A 16,639-nucleotide genomic window follows, 5' to 3' on the forward strand; every position below is an offset into this window, starting at 1 on the left:
TGGTGATTTTGCCTACGGCTACGACAATTTCGCGAAGAATTCCTTCATGCGGGCAACACCCTTGTCAATGACGTCCTCTGACACAGCGTAGGAGAGACGTACATGCTCGGTGGTACCGAACGGCTCCCCAGGTACCGTAACCACATGCGCTTCGCTTAACAACTTAGATGCAACATCCGCCGCTGAGTTGAGTCCGCCCTTACCGAGAAATGCCTTGATATTGGGATACACATAGAAAGCACCCTCGGGCACGGTGCAGGTCAGGCCCGGGATAGACTTGAAGCCTTCCAGCACACGGTCACGCAGACGGATGTAGTCCGCACGCATCTCCGCAATGCACTCCTGGCTCGCCGTCAGCGCCGCAATCGAAGCATATTGCACAGGCGTGGAGACGTTCGACGTGCTCTGGCTCTGCAGCTTGCTCATCGCAGCGATCAAGGCCTTCGGTCCAAGCGCATAACCCGCGCGCCAGCCGGTCATGGCATAAGTCTTCGACAGCGAACCGAGCACGAGAACGTGCTCCTTGCAGTCGGTAAACGATCCGCCGCTGATGCAGGCGCCAGTGAAGTTCAGATACGCGTAGCACTCATCCAGCAGGACGTAGATGCCTTTCGCATGCGCCAGGCGGACAATCGACTCCAGATCAGACGGAGCGATGATTGCACCCGACGGATTCGACGGCGTGTTCAGAATGATGACCTTGGTCTTTGGCGTGACGACCGCTTCGATCATCTTTGCGGTGATGCGGAAGTTCTCCGACTCGCTGCTCTCGACGTATACGGGAATGCCGCCCGCGTACTGAATGATGTCCTTGAAGCTGACCCAGTACGGCACCGGCAGCACAACTTCGTCGCCATGGTCGACCAGCACCTGGATCGCGTTGAAGAGCGCATGCTTGCCGCCAACGGAGAAGACGCACTCCTCTACGGCATAGTTGGTGCCGAAGTCTGCCTTGTGGCGCTCGACGATCGCCTTGCGCACCTCGGGGATACCGGCAACAGCCGTATAACGCGTGTGGTTATCTTCGATCGCTTTGATCGCCGCATCTTTGATGTGACGCGGAGTCGCAAAATGCGGCTCACCTGCGCCGAAGTCTGCCAGGTCAATCCCCTGCGACTTCATCTTCAGAGCCTCAGCGGTAATCGCCATGGTCGCTGAAACTTCGATGCGGTTAATGCGGTCGGTCAGAACCTTCTTCTGCGTTGCTGTTGCGGTGGTCATAGTACCAGTGTCGCAGATTCGACCGTTAGAGCGAAACCCCTAGCTTCGCTACACTTTCGCCCGCAGGCGATCCATGACAAGCGCCGGCACCAGGCTGCTGACGTCCCCGCCCAGTTGAAACACGCCCTTAATGAGTCGCGAGCTCACATAGGTGTACTTTTCATGAGGCAGCATAAAGATGGTCTCTAGCTCGGGATCGAGCTTCCGGTTCATCATGGCCATCTGGAACTCATACTCGTAGTCGCTGATAGCCCTGATGCCACGCAGCACCGCTACTGCCCCCTGCTGCCGGGCAAAATCCACCAGTAGACCGTCAAATGTCTGGACGGAGACATTCGGGAAGCCCTCAGCAGCTTCGCGGATCATCTCCAGCCGCTCTTCCACCGTGAATAGTGGTGTCCCCTTGTTCACATTGCGCAGAATGGCCACTACCAGGTGGTCCACGATCTTGGAGCCGCGTGCGATCAGGTCAAGGTGGCCGTTGGTCAACGGATCGAAGGTGCCGGGATAGATGGCTCGTACGGGCTGCATCGCACATGCAGCATACACGCTTATGCTGGAGATGTATGACGAACGGCTTCCTTTGCTCGGTCTGCGGGCAGATTCATCCTCCAGCTCCAACCAGCTACAGCATCAAGGCGCCGGATGCCTTTATCGCCATCCCGGATGAGGAACGAGCCACCCGCGCCCAGATCTCAGCCGAGCAATGCATCCTCGACGAACGGCAGTTCTTCCTTCGCGGACGCATCGTTCTGCCCATCCTGGACCAGCAGAACCAACCCGCACCGGAGCTTCTGGACCCACGCTCAGGCCCGGCTCCGGAGATCAGAATCGAAGCTCCCTACTTTGCCTACGGCTGCTGGGTGGAAGTGAGCCCGAAGAACTTCTTCCGGACCCATGAACTCTGGAAGACACCCGGCCGAGAGGACGAGCCACCGTTCCCGGGCTATCTTGCCAACGAACTGCATCACTATCCCCGCACGCTCGGCCTTGAAGTACTGGTCGCCACACAACCGGTAGGAAGGCGCCCCCACCTGACCGTGCTCGATCAGACACATCCTTTGGCACAGGAACAGATGACAGGGCTCAGCACCGAGCGTATCCAGCAGATCGCGGAACAGATCCTGCATCACCCGGAGCCAAGATAGAGTTGACTGCTCACCCCTCCATTTCACTAACCGGGGTACCCCACCCTTCGGGGTCCCCAGCGAACGTTGTTCGCTGGGGTGAACGCTCACAACGTTAGGGTGGGCAAGGAAGCCACAGATACCCACCCTAGCGGTCGTAACAGAACGATTCGAGCTCCGCTCGAACGTCCCATGTCCCCAAGGGACATGGGACACCCGGTGTATTGCGACTCAAGGCTTTAACGCAACAACGCCGCCCTTTCGGGCGGCGTTGTTGCACACACGACCAATTACTTGCGTCCGCGGACGACCTCCTGAGCCGCCGCCTCGCCGTTCTCCGGCACCGCTGGAATATCTGCTGCTGCGGCACCGATCTTCAGCTTGGCGCGCAGTTCACTGTTGATCCGCTCAAAGGTGTCCTTGTTCTCTTTCAGGAAGCCGCGCACATTCTCACGTCCCTGACCGATGCGCTCGCCCGAGTAGCTGTACCAGGCGCCGCTCTTCTCCACGATGTTGTTGGCCACAGCCAGATCGAGCACATCGCCCTCGCGGGAGATACCTTCGCCGTACAGGATGTCGAACTCAGCCTCGCGGAATGGAGCCGCAACCTTGTTCTTTACCACCTTGGCCTTGGTGCGCGATCCGGTGACAACCTCGCCTTCCTTCACCGCGCCGATACGGCGGATATCGATACGAACCGAAGAGTAGAACTTCAGCGCACGTCCACCGGTGGTGGTCTCGGGGTTACCGAACATAACTCCGATCTTCTCGCGGATCTGGTTGATGAAGATCAGGCTGGTGCGGGACTTGGCAACCGTTCCGGTCAGCTTACGCAGCGCCTGCGACATCAGGCGGGCCTGCAGACCAACGTGCGAGTCACCCATCTCACCATCGAGTTCGGCCTTCGGTACCAGCGCTGCTACTGAGTCGACAACCAGCACATCGATGGCGCCGGTACGAACCAGAGCCTCCGTGATCTCCAGTGCCTGTTCACCGTAGTCCGGCTGGCTGACCAGAAGGTTGTCGACATCAACGCCAAGCTTGCGGGCATAGATCGGATCCAGGGCATGTTCGGCGTCGACAAACGCCGCCAGGCCGCCGGCCTTCTGCGCCTCCGCGATGATCTGCAGGGTGATGGTGGTCTTACCCGAAGACTCAGGACCATAGATCTCGATCACACGGCCGCGGGGCACGCCGCCCACCCCAAGGGCCGCATCGAAAGAGATGGACCCGGTCGAAATCACCGAGATCGGAACGATGGCCTCACGCGCGCCCAGGCGCATGATCGATCCCTTGCCAAACTGTTTCTCAATGCCGGCCATTGCCAGCTCTACTGCCCTTAAACGGTCATCCGCCACGTTGCGTGTCTCCTCAGTCGGTCCCGCATCCCTCTTGCCTGCTGCAGGAAATCAGAGTCTAGCAGCAAAGCGGCGGCACAAGCAAAGAAAAAGCGAAAGTATTTTTGCCCCTCCCAGTGGAAAACCGGTACAAAACCAGCCGCGCTATGATTCGGAAACGACCATGGCCACCAAGTCCGTCAAGCCAGCCACTGCACCTGCTAAAAAACCTTCCGCCCTGAAAAAGGTCGCCGCGAAAAAGAGTCCCTCAAAAAAGGGCTCGCACAATCCGCTTGCCCCGGAACGGATCGCCGCCATCCTGGATGCCCTGCGCAAGGCGTATCCCAACGCGGTCTGCGCGCTGCACCACAACTCTGCCTGGGAGCTGGTCGTCGCGACGGCCCTCTCCGCCCAGTGCACTGACGTCCGCGTCAACATGGTCACGCCAGAGCTCTTCCGCACCTTCCCCACCCCCAAGGCCCTGGCCGAGGCGCCCCTGCCCGCCATTGAGGAGATCATCCGCACCACCGGCTTCTTCCGCGCCAAGGCGAAGAACATCCAGGGAGCCGCGAAAGCCGTCGTTGAGAAGTTCGGGAACAAGGTCCCGCAGACCCTGGAGGAGCTGATCACGCTTCCCGGCGTCGCACGCAAGACCGCCAACGTCGTTCTCGGCTCATGGTTCGGTATCGCCGTCGGAGTGGTGGTGGATACCCATGTACTTCGGATCTCACGCCGGCTTGAACTGACCAAGCATACGGACGCCGTGAAGGTGGAACGGGACCTGATCAAGATCCTTCCCAAGGACGAATGGATCAACTACTCGCACCGGATCATCTACCACGGCCGCCAGGTCTGCATCGCCCGCAAACCCCGCTGCGCCGAATGCACCCTCGAGAGGCTCTGCAACTCCAGCGACAAAACCTGGAGCTCACACTAAAACGAAACCCATACCGTCAAGCCGGATAACCCCACAACAACACTAACAAAATCAATATATTACAAGAAATATAGAAACTTTTTCTTTAGCTAATTTCAGTTTCAAGCGAACGCCAGAATAACTGCACCTGCCGTAATCAGCAAGCCACCCAATACCTTCAGTGGTGTCAGCGCTTCTCCCAGAAACATCCACGCAAAGACGATCACCAACGCCACACTCAGCTTGTCGATCGGGGCCACACGAGACGCCTGTCCAAGCTGCAGAGCACGGAAGTAGCACAGCCAGGAGAGCCCCGTCGCCAGACCGGATAACGCAAGAAAGATCCACGACCGGGTATTGATATGGCGCAGCTCGCCGTGCTTCCCCAGGCTCAGCGCGATCCCCCAGGCGAAGACGAAGATCACGGTAGTACGCACCGCCGTCGCCAGGTTGGAGTCAATGTTCGCTACACCGATCTTGGCAAGGATGGCTGTGGCCGCCGCGAAGACAGCCGAGAGCAGCGCCCATACCAGCCAGCTCATACGACCTGCTCCAGAGCAGACGCAATCGCCTTCGCGAGCGAGATCACATTGGCCTCCTTCGCTTCGACAGTCGGCAGGTAGCCCGCATCACGCAGCGTAGCAGAGGTAATGGGGCCGATGGTCGCCAGGATGGTCGACTCAGGCAGCCGCAGGCCACCCGCCTCCAACACCTGCAACAGATGATGCACCGACGAAGACGAGGTAAAGGCAATGGCAGCGGGCGGAGCTGGGCCGGCGAAAAGCTCCCGCAACACGCCAGGAGCTGAGGCTGGGATTACGGTTCTGTAGGCCTCCGCAATCTCCACTTTCGCTCCGGCCTCCTCAAGTGTCGCGGGAAGAACATCTCGCGCAACCGCGGCACGCACCAGCAGCATACGTGCCCCGGGGGCACGAGGCAGCAGCGCCTCGGCCAGACCTTCGCCGGTCGCCTTCTCAGGCTGCAGCGCGATCTCGAAGCCGGCTTTCTGCGCCGCCCGCGCCGTAATACTTCCAATCACCGCCAGGCGTAATGTGGGCGGCAACTCTCCGCGGAAGCGCTGGCGAAAGACCTCAACCGCATTAGCGCTGGTAAACAACAGCCAATCGAACGTGGAAAGACGTGCAATGGCATCCTCCAGTCCAGCAAAGCTCTGCGGCGGAGCAATCTCAAGCACCGGCACGATCACAGGCTCCAAGCCAGCCTGCTGAAGCGCATCGGCCAGCTCGGAACTCTGATGAAGAGCGCGGATGACAAGGACTCGATGAGTCATCACGAAACGAGTGAACCTTAAACCGTTGGATGAAGAAGTTCGTTGGCTCCGCGGCGTTCCAACTCCCCGGCGACAAACTCGCCAAAGCTCTGCGGCGTGTCCTCCTCTTCGGGAGTACGCGAGATCTGCACCATCCGATCGCCATCCTCGGCAACGACGCAGGCCAGCATACGGCGGAACTTCCCTTCTCCGGCACAGTGCGCTCCGATGGGCACGCTGCAGCCTCCGCCCAGCGCCGCCAACACCGCACGCTCCGCATCCACACACCAGGCGGTCGTCTCGCAGTGCAGCAGGCGGACAGCCTCACCCACAGCAGCATCCCCCGACCGGATCTCGATCGCCAGAGCCCCCTGCCCCGGAGAAGGACAGATATCCTCTGGATCGAAACGCTGACGAACCCAATCCGGCGGCATGTTCAGCTTCTCCGGCCCCAGGCGGTCGAGCCCGGCGGCAGCCAGGACCAGCGCATCACACTGCCCTTCCCGCAGCTTGCGCAGGCGGGTATCGATATTGCCGCGGATCGGCACAAACTGAAAGTCCGGCCGATGCGCCAGCAACTGCGCCCGGCGGCGAGGACTCGTAGTTCCGATACGAGCGCCGATCGGCAGCGTGTGCATCAGCAGCCACTCCGGGCAGATCAGCGCATCGCGTGAGTCCGCACGCTCCGGAATCGCTCCCAGCTCGAAGGCCGGGTTCAACTCGGTCGGCAGATCCTTGAGCGAGTGCACGGCGAGATCGACCCTGCCGGCGGCAAGCGCCTCTTCGATCTCCTTGGTGAAGATTCCCTTGCCGTCCACGCCCGCAGGCACAACGAAGCCTGGTTCCTGCATCCGGTCGCCGGTGGTCTTGATGATCTCAATGGAGACCTCGTGGCCGTGCGCGCGCAGCAGGCAGGCAACATGCTCAGCCTGCCAGAGCGCCAACGCCGATCCACGGGAGCCGATACGAAGGTTCACTTGGACTCTCCTTCCTGTTGGGGAGCGAAAGCGCGGCGCAGCGCATCCAGAGTCTCGGCATCGCCATCGCGTGCCGCTTCGCGCACTCCGGCCATCGGCCCATGGAGAAACTTGTTCACCAGGCCGCGGGTCAATGCCTCCACAGCCTGCTGTTGTTCTTCGGTCAGCCCGGCCAGCCTGGACTGCGCACGGCGCAGCTCCGCCTCGCGCATGGCTTCAGCAGTTACCTGCATGGCGCGGATGGTGGGCACCGCATCCAGGGTCTGCAACCGCTGCTCGTAACGATCCACTTCGCGGGCTACGATGCGCTCGGCAGCCTGCGCTTCTTTGCTACGCTCGGCCAGGTTGGCTGCGGCAACCTGTTGCAGGTCGTCGATGTCATAGACAAAGGCTCCGTCGACCTGGTTCATCGCCGGCTCCACGTCGCGTGGCACAGCAATGTCGATGAAGAACATCGGACGGCCTTTGCGGCGTGAAAGCAGATCGCGACCCATCTTCACGGTGAAGACGGCCTCCTGTGATCCGGTCGAGGTCACGACGATATCGGCCAGGTGTGCCTGTGCCGCGAGAGCATCGAAGTCCATGACCGAGCCCTGAAACTCTTCTGCGATCCTTTGAGCACGCGAGCGAGTGCGGTTGGCAACGTAAAGCGTTCCCGCGCCCTGCGCGATCAGATGCCTGGCCGCGAGCTCCGACATCTTGCCGGCGCCCACCAGAAGTATTGTCTTGCCCCTCAGCGAGCCGAAGATCTTCTGCGCCAGGTCAACAGCAATGGAAGCAATGGACACCGAGGTCGAGCCGATCTGGGTCTCGCGACGCACCTTGCGCGCAACCGTAAACGCGCGCTGCAACAGCGGCTCCAGCGTCGACTGCACCGCACCCACCTCGCGGGCAACGGTATAGCTCTCCTTCACCTGGCCGAGGATCTGCGGCTCGCCGACCACCATGGAATCCAGCGAAGAGGCGACACGGAAAAGGTGACGCACAGCCTCGCGCTCCGAGTATTCGTAGAGATGCGGCTCGATCTCTTGCTTGGAGATGGCGAAGTACTCGGCAAGAAAACGGCGGAGGTCGGTGTTGTCTTCGTGACAGGTCACCAGCTCCACACGATTGCACGTGGAAAGGATCATGCTCTCGCGCACACCCGGCTGATGCAGCAGCGACCGTGTCGCGTCGGCCAGACGGCCGGACGGAATCGCCAGGCGCTCGCGTACCTCGATCGGAGCCGTATTGTGGTTCACTCCCAGGAGCGCGATCTTCATGAAGTGAACCTGTGCACGTTCGAGAACTGGTTGGCCACCCAGGCGGCGATCATCACAAGGAAGACAAAGCTTGAAAGGTATACGGCACGCCTGCCACGCAGACCCGAACTGCGCCGGATCTGGATCATCAGGATGTACGCGACCCACATGCCGAAGCTGAGCAGCACCTTCGGATCGGCGAAGTAAGCCGGGCCAACCGTCTCCTGCGCGACCACGGAACCGATCAGCAGGCCACCGGTCATGCAGGGCAGACCGAAGAGCAGCGACTTCAGCGCGATCTGGTCCATCGTCTCGAGCGGCGGCAGCCATCCGGCCAGAGAACCAAGGCCCTTGGTCTTCAGGCGGCGCTCCTGGACGAGATACAGCACACTCGCCAGCAGGGAGAGCATCATCGCCGCATAGGCTGCGAGGAGAAGCGCCACGTGCAGCCAGATCCAGCCGCTGCGCACCAGGGCGGATTCCGCAAAGTGCTGCCCGGGCACAAATGCCGCCACCAACGCCAAAGTGAATGCGATAGGCAGCGCAAAGACGCCAAGCTGCAGCGTGCGGTAGCGCCAGTACACCAATAGAAACGCTCCGGCAATCAACATAGCCATCAGCGCCTGCACCTCGCGCGCCTCAACGGGCACACGATGGTGAGCAGCGTTCATCGTCTCGGACAGCGCAACGAATTGAAACACAACGCCCATGACGGCGGCAGGCAGAGCGATGTGGCGCCAGCGTGGGCGCTCATATAGCGCCGCCGGCAAAACCGCGAGGCTGGCAACCCCATACAGCAGAACCGCGACCCTGAGCCAGAGCAAAGACATGGCGAACTTCCAGTATATAAGGTCGCGGCCATCAGCTTTTACTTTCACCACCTTAGCCACCAAAATTCGAGTCAGATCCCCGATTTAGCCATACGTTCACATGGACGATGATGGGACCGGCGCAAAGCCGATAAAATCGCCGGATGCGCAGTTGGAAACAGGACCTGTGGTCGATGGTGAAGCTGGCGACGCCGGTCGTCCTGGCGGAGCTTGGCTGGATGCTGCAGGGCATCGTCGACGTCATCATGGTGGGCCGCCTCGGCCCGATCGGCATTGGAGCCGTTGCCCTGGGCAACGCTCTCTACTACGCGCCTTCCCTCTTCGGCATCGGTCTGATCCTCGGTCTCGACACCATGGTCTCGCAGGCCTATGGCCGCAAGGATTACGATGCCTGCCACCGCTGGCTGGCGCAGGGAGTTTATATCGCACTGCTCGCGACCCCTCCGCTCATGTTGCTCGTCTGGTCGCTCGGGCAGATGGTGGGTCACTTCGGCGTCGCATCTGCCCTGGTGGAACCTACCTCGCATTACGTCAGCACCCTGGTCTGGGGAACCCTGCCGCTGCTGCTCTACGCGGCATCCCGCCGATATCTGCAGGCAGTGGGTCAGAGCCGCATGGTGACCATCACCTTCGTCGCTGCCAATATCGTGAACTGGGCCGGCAACTGGGTCCTCATCTACGGCCACTTCGGCATGCCCGCGATGGGTGTGCGAGGCTCAGCTCTGTCGACCGTGCTCTCGCGCGTGATGATGGCCGTCATGCTGCTCGGCTTCGCCTGGAGATATGAGCGCCGCCGCGGCCATCCACTCTTTGCTCATTGGGCTGGACCGCACTGGCATCAGATCCGGCATCTCGCCCGGATCGGCCTGCCAGCGGCGCTGCAGATCATCCTGGAGATAGGCGCCTTCGGCTTCTCCACCGTGCTTGCCGGAAAGGTCTCTCCCATCGCCCTGGCCGCCCACCAGATCGCGCTGAACTACGCAGCACTGGCGTACATGGTGCCCCTCGGCATCTCTGCCGCGGCCTCGGTCGCCGTTGGCCATGCGGTAGGAGCCGGAGACCCCGAACGTGCCCGCAGCGACGGGTGGCTGGCAATGATTCTCGGTGTAAGCTTCATGGCCGTAGTGGCTGTGTTCTTCGTCGCACTTCCCAGACCGTTGATCGCGCTCTATACGACCGATATCGCGGTGTTGACGGAAGGTGCACGACTATTGTGGCTGGCGGCAGCCTTCGCCGTCTTCGACGGCGTCCAGACCATCGGTACAGGAGCGCTGCGCGGACTTGGCCTGACGCGCGTCCCGATGCTGAGCAACCTCTTCGGCTACTGGGCTTTTGGATTGCCGGTGGGCATCGCGCTCTGCTTCTGGAAGGGATGGGGCGTCGAAGGGATCTGGATCGGTTTAACAGCGGCACTGATCGTCATTGCCTCAGCTTTGTTCTTCTACTGGCGCAGCCGCTCGGCGGCATTGGTAAACGGCGAGTTTGCCGCGCATCCAGCTCCGGCGGAGAGCCTCTGATTCCGGCCCCTGAAATACACAGGGCCGGACAAGTATTCTGAAGTCCCGTGTCAGAGATTTCACAGCCAGCCATGACGCCGTTTATGCGCCAGTACACTGCGGCGCAACAGGCCCACCCGGACTGCCTGATCTTCTTCCGCATGGGCGACTTTTATGAGCTGTTCTACGACGATGCCGTCAAGGTCTCGCGCGAGCTGCAGCTCACACTGACCGCCCGCGATAAGCAGAAGTCCGTCCCGATGTGCGGCGTTCCCTACCACGCCGCCGAAACCTACATCCAGCGCCTGCTGCGCAAGGGCTATCGCATCGCGATGTGCGAGCAGATGGAAGACCCGAAGACGGTGAAGACCATCGTGCGCCGCGAGGTCGTCCGCGTGCTCACGCCCGGCACAGCCATCGATCCATCGCTCGGCTCCGACGAGAATAACTTTCTCGCCAGCCTTGCGCCCGTCGGAAAAGATGCCTTCGGCGTCGCCGTGCTCGACCTCTCCACTGGCGACTTCCGCGCCACAGAGTTCCGCGGAACCGATGCTTTCTCTCTCGCTCTCGATGAGCTTGGCCGCCTGCGGCCCGTGGAACTTGTCCTCCCAGAAAGCTTTCATCCCGGCAAAGCCGGCTTGCTGGCGGACGACGAGGTTGAGCTGCCGGGACTGGAAGTTCGCACACGCACTCCAGTCGAAGACTGGGTCTTCACCGCCGACTATGCTCTTCCTCTCCTGCAGGGCCACTTCCATACCCACTCGCTCGATGGCTTCGGCCTTGCCGGCCATACCGCCGCCGCGGTCGCCGCGGGCGCGCTGGTGCATTATGTGCGCAGCACCAAGCAGGGAGAACTGCAACATCTCGATGGACTGAAGTACTACCAACGCGGCGGCTCCCTGGAACTGGACGCTGTCTCAGTACGCAACCTCGAGCTGGTCGAGCCGCTGTGGACGCAGGAAGGCGTAGAGAGCACCCTCTTTCACGCTCTGGACACCTGTTGCACGCCGATGGGCAAACGTCTTCTGCGCTCTGCGCTGTTGCGCCCGATGGCCGATGCGGCCTGCATCAACCGCCGTCTCGATGCAGTCGACGAAGCAGTCGGCTCGCTGCGTCTGCGTGAACAACTGCGACGCGCCCTTGATAATGTTCTCGATTTAGAGCGTCTGCTGGCGCGTGTCTCCATGGACTCCGCCGGCCCACGTGATGTGCTGGCTCTGGGCCGAACTCTGGGCGCCTTGCCGACCGTACTGGCAGAGGCAGCGGCGTTCAAGGCCGAGGGCTGGCAGATGCTGACCTCGGGCTTCGATGCCCTCACCGATGCCTATGCAGCCATCATCAACACCATCGCGGAGGAGCCTCCAGTCACGCTTGCCGATGGCGGCTTCATACAGCCGGGACGCGATGCCGAACTCGATGAGCTACGTACACTCTCGCAGTCCGGCCGCCAATCGATCGCCGCCATCGAAGAACGTGAGCGCGAACGCACCGGTATCTCTTCGTTGAAGGTTCGCTATAACTCCGTCTTCGGCTATTACATCGAGATCACCAAGGCCAATCTCAACTCCGTTCCCGCTGATTACGAGCGCAAGCAGACCCTGGTCAACGCCGAGCGTTTCACCACGCCGGAGCTGAAGGAGTACGAGACCAAGATCCTCACAGCGCATGAGCGCTCGGTCGAGATCGAGAAGCGTATCTTCGCGGAGCTGCGCACCACTGTACTTGCTGCTGCCCATCGCCTGAAGGAGACCGCCCGCCGTGTCGCCGAGATGGATCTGATGGCCGGCTTCGCGCACCTGGCAGCATTGCGCAACTACATCCGTCCTCAGATCGAGCTCGAAGGCTGCATCTATGAGGTCGTGAACGGCCGTCATCCCGTGGTCGAGCGCCGGCTGGAGCTCGCCGCTAGCGGCCGCTTCCATCCCAACTCCATGCATCTGGATGGCGTGGAAGGCCCTTCGCTGCTGCTGATCACCGGACCCAACATGGGCGGTAAGTCCACCTATCTGCGGCAGGCCGCACTGCTGGTCATCATGGCGCAGATGGGCTGCTTCGTTCCCGCCGAGCGCATGCGACTTTCTCTGGTCGACCGCGTCTACACCCGCATCGGAGCCACCGACAACGTCTCGCGCGGCCGCTCCACCTTCATGGTGGAGATGACCGAGACCGCCGCCATCCTGAACACCGCCACCGAACGTTCGCTCGTCCTGCTGGACGAGATGGGCCGCGGTACCGCAACCTACGATGGCCTCTCGCTCGCCTGGGCGACGGTCGAGCACCTCCACAACCGCATCGGCGCACGCACACTCTTCGCCACGCACTACCATGAGCTCACATTGTTGAGCGATCAGCTATCGAAGCTCGAGAACCTGAGGGTCGCCTGCAAGGAAACCTCTACCGGCATCGTCTTTCTCCACGCCGTGGAACGCGGCCCGGCAAACAAGAGCTACGGTATCGACGTTGCCCGGCTCGCCGGTCTGCCGCAGACAGTCATCGATCGCGCGCGTGATGTGCTGCGCCTGCACGAGAAGGCAGAGAACGCCTCGGTTCGCGGAGCCATTCCGGCTCCGCCGCAGCCTGCACTGCAGATGACCATCTTCACGCCGCTCTCGCAGAAGATCGTGGACCGCCTGCAGGAGACCGATATCAACTCACTTACGCCGATGCAGGCACTTCAACTTCTGGACGAGCTGAAGCGCGAGCTGGAGGGACAGGCATGAGCAAGCAGCAGCCCGGACGTGAGCCTGCGGCGATGACCATCGCCGGAGTGATGTCTGGCACCTCCGCCGACGGCGTCGATGTTGCCATCGTTCGCATCGCTCCCGGCAAGCACGTACCGAAGCTGAAGCTGCTGGAACACCGTGCCTTCTCGTATCCCAAGGCGCTGCGTAATGTTGTATTGGCAGCAATGGATGCGCAATCGATCTCCGCGGCGGAGATGGCGCGACTGCACTGGCGGCTTGGTGAGGTCTATGCCGACTGCATTGCACAGACGCTCGCCGCCTCTAAACTCAGGGCATCGCTGGTTGGTGTTCACGGACAGACGATCTATCACCAGGGTGCGGCATCACCCTATCTTGGTAAACCGCTGAAGTGCACCTGGCAGTTAGGAGAAGCAAGCTGCATCGCTGAGCGTCTTCGCATTCCGGTCATCAGCGACTTCCGCCCCGCTGACATGGCCGCCGGCGGACACGCGGCTCCTCTGGTGCCGATGCTGGACTACACCGTCTTCGCGCACGCCAAACGCAATCGCGTGCTGCAGAACCTTGGCGGCATCGCCAACCTCTCCGCGATTCCCGCCAACACGAGCGCAGACAAGCTGCTCGCCTTCGACACCGGTCCGGCAAACATGGTGGTCGATGCACTGATGCAGCGTTTCTTTCAAAAGCCGTATGACCGCAATGGCGCCACGGCAAAACGCGGCATTGTTCTTCAGCCGGTGTTAGACACGCTGATGCGCGATCCCTACTTTGTCGCAGCTCCACCGAAATCTACCGGGCGCGAGCAATACGGCGCAGCCTTCGTCGACAAGCTGCTGAAGCTCTGCGGTAAAGCGCGCGGCGAAGACATCATCGCCACTGCTACGGCGCTTACCGCTGAAAGCATCGCTCACGCCTACCGCACATTTGTCTGGCCGCATCTCGGAATGAACGCTCCCCTGGCTGCAGCTACGGACTTCATTCCAGCAGGCGGCGGAGCGAAGAACGCCACGCTGATGCGAATGCTGCGGGAACGTCTCGAGCCCTTAGGCATTACGTTCGTCCCCATTGAGACCTTCGGCTTACCTGCCGAGGCCAAGGAGGCCGCAGCCTTTGCTCTGCTGGCGTGGCTCACATGGCACGGCCTGCCGGGAAATGTTCCTTCCGCCACCGGAGCCTCGCGGCCTGTCGTCCTTGGAAGGATCACGGATGCGCGTTAGACGACTCGCCGCCTTACCTCTCCTCTTACTTGGGCTCGCCACAGGCTGCCGTACAAAGCCCGAAGGCAACATGGTGGTGATGGTCATTGAGTCGAGCCCGAACAACCTCGACCTCCGTATTGGCACCGACGCGCAATCAGAGCGTATCGGTGGCCTGATCTTCGATCCCCTGGTCCATAAGGACGAGCATTACAACCCGCAGCCATGGATCGCGGAACGCTGGGAGCAGCCTGAGCCCACGCGCATGGTCTTCCACATCCGTCATGGGGTCACCTTCCATGATGGACGCCCACTCACTGCTGAAGACGTGGCCTACACTATCCATTCCTTGCAGGATGGTTCCATCGTCACCAGCAAGGGTGCGAGTCTCTCTGCCATCAAGCAGGTCGAGACACCCGATCCCTATACCCTGGTGCTGCACCTCGATAAGCCCGACGCTTCTCTGCTCTTCAATCTCTCCGACGGTCTCTTTGGCATCGTCCCGCGTGGCAGCGGCAAAGAGCTTGGAGCAGCGCCCATCGGCAGCGGCCCCTTCCGTTTTGTCTCGCAGGTCGTCGACAAAGAGGTCGTCGTCGAGCGCAATCCGCAGAGCTGGTCAGGTGTTCCGAAGATCGAGCGTGTACGCTTCGCCGTGATTCCCGATGCTGTCACAACAGCTCTGGAGTTGCGCAAAGGCTCCGCTGACATTGCCTCGAACGTCATCACACAGGACATGGTCTGGGCCATGCGTAACGAGAAAGAGATCGTTACCGACGTAGGCCCCGGCTCCATCCTGAACTACATCAATTTCAACTGTAACGACCCTCTGCTGAGGCATCGCGAGGTGCGGCAGGCGATTGCGCTCGCCATTAATCGTCAGCCCATTATTCACGCACTCTTCCGCAATCATGCTCGTCCCGCTGCATCGCTGCTGCCGAACGGCCACTGGGCACAGGCATCGGCGGCTGAGCTACCCGACTTCTCCTTCAACCCCGAACGCGCCCGGAAACTTCTCGATGCCGCTGGCTTTCCAATGCGTCCGAATCGGTCGCGCTTTCAGTTGACAATGAAGACCTCGACCGATGAGACCACGCGTCTGCTCGCGGCGATACTGCAACAGCAACTGCGCGCTGTTGGGATTGATCTGCAGATCCGGTCGAACGAGTTCGGCACCTTCTACGCGGACGTCACCAAAGGAGCCTTCCAGATCTACGGCCTTCGCTGGATCGGATCAAACGAAGACCCGGACATCTTCCGCTACACCGTCTCTTCTAAGAGCTTCCCGCCTAAGGGAGCGAACCGCGGGCATTACAGCAACCCAGACGTGGACAAGCTGGTCGCAGAAGCCACCATTGAGCCCGACCAGGCAAAGCGCCGTCCCATCTACGTTCACATTCAACAGTTGTTGGCAGAAGACGCAGCCGGCGTAAATCTCTGGTACCTGGACAACACGGTCGTCCACTCCCGCCGCGTCACCAACATCCATCCCAATCCCTCGGCTAGTTATGACTTCCTACGCGAAGCCGAGGTCGTGCATTAAACCCATACACCGGGTGCCCCACATACGCGAAGCTTATGTGGGTGTATCGAGCGAAGCTCGATCCGCTTTTCCGCTTGAGGGAAAACATGGGGGAAGAAGCAGATTTCTCCGCTGCGCTACGAAATGACAAACAAAAAACAGTTCGAGCTCCGCTCGAATGCCCACATAAGCTTCGCGAATGTGGGGCACCCGGTCTACGAAATCCCTATCCGTCTCGCTCTACTCCTCCGACATCATCGACTTACCCTGCCATAAGCGGAAGGTAATGCCCGTCGAGATCCCATATGGATGTATCGCTCCATACGAGAACTGCGGCCACATCTGGTACTCCACATCCACCACCTTCACGGCAAAGCGCTTGTGATACCACTCCACCCCGCCGCCAGGAGCGGCAACGAAGTAGTTGCCGTTCGCATAACCAAAGGGAAAGTTGAAGTGTCCGACGCCGGCCAAGCCCTTCACATAGGGCCGCACGCTGCGGGTCATGAGGTTGAAGCGTGGACCGGCGAGATACGTTGACTGGTTGCTTCCATTGGGATCGTTATGGAGCCGCAACCAGCGAGCTTCTCCTTCTATGCCCCAGCGGTGACTGATATTAGCGTCACCCCACAGGGTGACGCCACCAAGCTGGCGCTGACCATAGTCCGACTGGAAGATGCTGAGTCCGCCGCCGGCCATCACATGCGGACCCGGACCTCTTCCCGCTGCAACGGCCTGCGCTTCCGCCGATACACTGCATCCCAAAGCCATCGATAGAGCCGCGATCGCGGCGAACCACAGCCGCAT

15 protein-coding genes are annotated in these 16,639 nt (G+C 60.9%); 6 read left to right on the forward strand and 9 right to left on the reverse strand.

Going from position 1 to position 16,639, the window contains the following annotated elements:
* Positions 1 to 18 precede the first annotated feature (18 nt).
* Together FTW19_RS19035 and coaD are read right to left on the reverse strand one after the other, a co-directional pair.
* A complete protein-coding gene (locus FTW19_RS19035; RefSeq protein WP_147649157.1) occupies positions 19 to 1,221 on the reverse strand; it encodes a pyridoxal phosphate-dependent aminotransferase in 1,203 nt (400 codons plus the stop codon).
* Positions 1,222 to 1,269: 48 nt separating this feature from the next.
* A complete protein-coding gene (gene coaD, locus FTW19_RS19040; protein WP_147649158.1) occupies positions 1,270 to 1,752 on the reverse strand; it encodes a pantetheine-phosphate adenylyltransferase in 483 nt (160 codons plus the stop codon).
* Between the two features lie 35 nt (positions 1,753 to 1,787).
* Between coaD and FTW19_RS19045 the strand changes: the two genes are divergently transcribed.
* On the forward strand, positions 1,788 to 2,369 hold the full coding sequence (locus FTW19_RS19045; RefSeq protein ID WP_187143059.1) for a DUF2199 domain-containing protein: 582 nt from the start codon (positions 1,788 to 1,790) through the stop codon (positions 2,367 to 2,369).
* 269 nt (positions 2,370 to 2,638) lie between these two features.
* On the opposite strand, the gene recA is transcribed toward FTW19_RS19045, so the two are convergent.
* On the reverse strand, positions 2,639 to 3,706 hold the full coding sequence (gene recA / locus FTW19_RS19050; RefSeq protein WP_147649160.1) for a recombinase RecA: 1,068 nt from the start codon (positions 3,704 to 3,706) through the stop codon (positions 2,639 to 2,641).
* A 163-nt stretch (positions 3,707 to 3,869) separates the two neighbouring features.
* On the opposite strand from recA, the gene nth reads away from it, so the two are divergent.
* Positions 3,870 to 4,622 carry an endonuclease III gene (gene nth / locus FTW19_RS19055; RefSeq protein WP_147649161.1) on the forward strand — a complete coding sequence of 251 codons (753 nt, stop codon included), beginning with the start codon at positions 3,870 to 3,872 and terminating at the stop codon, positions 4,620 to 4,622.
* A gap of 101 nt (positions 4,623 to 4,723) precedes the next feature.
* On the opposite strand, the gene FTW19_RS19060 is transcribed toward nth, so the two are convergent.
* Genes FTW19_RS19060 through ccsA form a run of 5 tightly spaced genes read right to left on the reverse strand, consistent with a single transcriptional unit; the run spans position 4,724 to position 8,919 of the window.
* Positions 4,724 to 5,143, reverse strand: a complete 420-nt coding sequence (locus tag FTW19_RS19060) for an EamA family transporter (protein WP_147649162.1) — start codon at positions 5,141 to 5,143, stop codon at positions 4,724 to 4,726.
* Positions 5,140 to 5,892: a uroporphyrinogen-III synthase gene (locus FTW19_RS19065; RefSeq protein ID WP_147650743.1), complete on the reverse strand. Its 753-nt coding sequence runs from the start codon at positions 5,890 to 5,892 to the stop codon at positions 5,140 to 5,142. Before FTW19_RS19065 ends, FTW19_RS19060 begins: the two co-directional genes overlap by 4 nt.
* A 17-nt stretch (positions 5,893 to 5,909) precedes the next feature.
* Positions 5,910 to 6,848 carry a hydroxymethylbilane synthase gene (gene hemC, locus FTW19_RS19070; RefSeq protein ID WP_147649163.1) on the reverse strand — a complete coding sequence of 313 codons (939 nt, stop codon included), beginning with the start codon at positions 6,846 to 6,848 and terminating at the stop codon, positions 5,910 to 5,912.
* Positions 6,845 to 8,110 carry a glutamyl-tRNA reductase gene (gene hemA, locus FTW19_RS19075; RefSeq protein WP_147649164.1) on the reverse strand — a complete coding sequence of 422 codons (1,266 nt, stop codon included), beginning with the start codon at positions 8,108 to 8,110 and terminating at the stop codon, positions 6,845 to 6,847. The genes hemC and hemA overlap by 4 nt, the downstream gene beginning before the upstream one ends.
* Positions 8,107 to 8,919, reverse strand: coding sequence for a cytochrome c biogenesis protein CcsA (ccsA, locus tag FTW19_RS19080; protein WP_147649165.1), 813 nt, complete (start codon positions 8,917 to 8,919; stop codon positions 8,107 to 8,109). The genes hemA and ccsA overlap by 4 nt, the downstream gene beginning before the upstream one ends.
* 143 nt (positions 8,920 to 9,062) lie before the next feature.
* Between ccsA and FTW19_RS19085 the strand changes: the two genes are divergently transcribed.
* The 4 genes from FTW19_RS19085 to FTW19_RS19100 all read left to right on the forward strand — a co-directional run bounded on the left by FTW19_RS19085 (position 9,063) and on the right by FTW19_RS19100 (position 15,853).
* Complete coding sequence (locus tag FTW19_RS19085; protein WP_147649166.1) at positions 9,063 to 10,436, forward strand: MATE family efflux transporter; 1,374 nt, start codon at positions 9,063 to 9,065, stop codon at positions 10,434 to 10,436.
* Positions 10,437 to 10,507: 71 nt separating this feature from the next.
* Positions 10,508 to 13,135, forward strand: a complete 2,628-nt coding sequence (gene mutS, locus FTW19_RS19090) for a DNA mismatch repair protein MutS (RefSeq protein ID WP_147650744.1) — start codon at positions 10,508 to 10,510, stop codon at positions 13,133 to 13,135.
* On the forward strand, positions 13,132 to 14,334 hold the full coding sequence (locus FTW19_RS19095; RefSeq protein WP_246153400.1) for an anhydro-N-acetylmuramic acid kinase: 1,203 nt from the start codon (positions 13,132 to 13,134) through the stop codon (positions 14,332 to 14,334). The genes mutS and FTW19_RS19095 overlap by 4 nt, the downstream gene beginning before the upstream one ends.
* Positions 14,324 to 15,853: an ABC transporter substrate-binding protein gene (locus FTW19_RS19100; protein WP_246153401.1), complete on the forward strand. Its 1,530-nt coding sequence runs from the start codon at positions 14,324 to 14,326 to the stop codon at positions 15,851 to 15,853. The genes FTW19_RS19095 and FTW19_RS19100 overlap by 11 nt, the downstream gene beginning before the upstream one ends.
* 219 nt (positions 15,854 to 16,072) lie before the next feature.
* Here the strand turns inward: FTW19_RS19100 and FTW19_RS19105 are convergent, their stop codons facing one another.
* Entirely contained in the window at positions 16,073 to 16,639 is a 567-nt protein-coding gene (locus FTW19_RS19105; RefSeq protein WP_147649167.1) for an outer membrane beta-barrel protein, read from the reverse strand.

It is taken from the genome of Terriglobus albidus (genome assembly GCF_008000815.1).
GTDB classification, from domain to species: domain Bacteria; phylum Acidobacteriota; class Terriglobia; order Terriglobales; family Acidobacteriaceae; genus Terriglobus; species Terriglobus albidus_A.

Bases quoted from the DNA above. Each gene is read 5' to 3' on its own strand.
- FTW19_RS19035 (WP_147649157.1), bottom strand. From the start codon at position 1,221: ATGACCACCGCAACAGCAACGCAGAAGAAGGTTCTGACCGACCGCATT.
- coaD (WP_147649158.1), bottom strand. From the start codon at position 1,752: ATGCAGCCCGTACGAGCCATCTATCCCGGCACCTTCGATCCGTTGACC.
- FTW19_RS19045 (WP_187143059.1), top strand. From the start codon at position 1,788: ATGACGAACGGCTTCCTTTGCTCGGTCTGCGGGCAGATTCATCCTCCA.
- nth (WP_147649161.1), top strand. From the start codon at position 3,870: ATGGCCACCAAGTCCGTCAAGCCAGCCACTGCACCTGCTAAAAAACCT.
- FTW19_RS19060 (WP_147649162.1), bottom strand. From the start codon at position 5,143: ATGAGCTGGCTGGTATGGGCGCTGCTCTCGGCTGTCTTCGCGGCGGCC.
- FTW19_RS19065 (WP_147650743.1), bottom strand. From the start codon at position 5,892: ATGACTCATCGAGTCCTTGTCATCCGCGCTCTTCATCAGAGTTCCGAG.
- hemA (WP_147649164.1), bottom strand. From the start codon at position 8,110: ATGAAGATCGCGCTCCTGGGAGTGAACCACAATACGGCTCCGATCGAG.
- ccsA (WP_147649165.1), bottom strand. From the start codon at position 8,919: ATGTCTTTGCTCTGGCTCAGGGTCGCGGTTCTGCTGTATGGGGTTGCC.
- FTW19_RS19085 (WP_147649166.1), top strand. From the start codon at position 9,063: ATGCGCAGTTGGAAACAGGACCTGTGGTCGATGGTGAAGCTGGCGACG.
- mutS (WP_147650744.1), top strand. From the start codon at position 10,508: ATGACGCCGTTTATGCGCCAGTACACTGCGGCGCAACAGGCCCACCCG.
- FTW19_RS19095 (WP_246153400.1), top strand. From the start codon at position 13,132: ATGAGCAAGCAGCAGCCCGGACGTGAGCCTGCGGCGATGACCATCGCC.
- FTW19_RS19100 (WP_246153401.1), top strand. From the start codon at position 14,324: ATGCGCGTTAGACGACTCGCCGCCTTACCTCTCCTCTTACTTGGGCTC.
- FTW19_RS19105 (WP_147649167.1), bottom strand. From the start codon at position 16,639: ATGCGGCTGTGGTTCGCCGCGATCGCGGCTCTATCGATGGCTTTGGGA.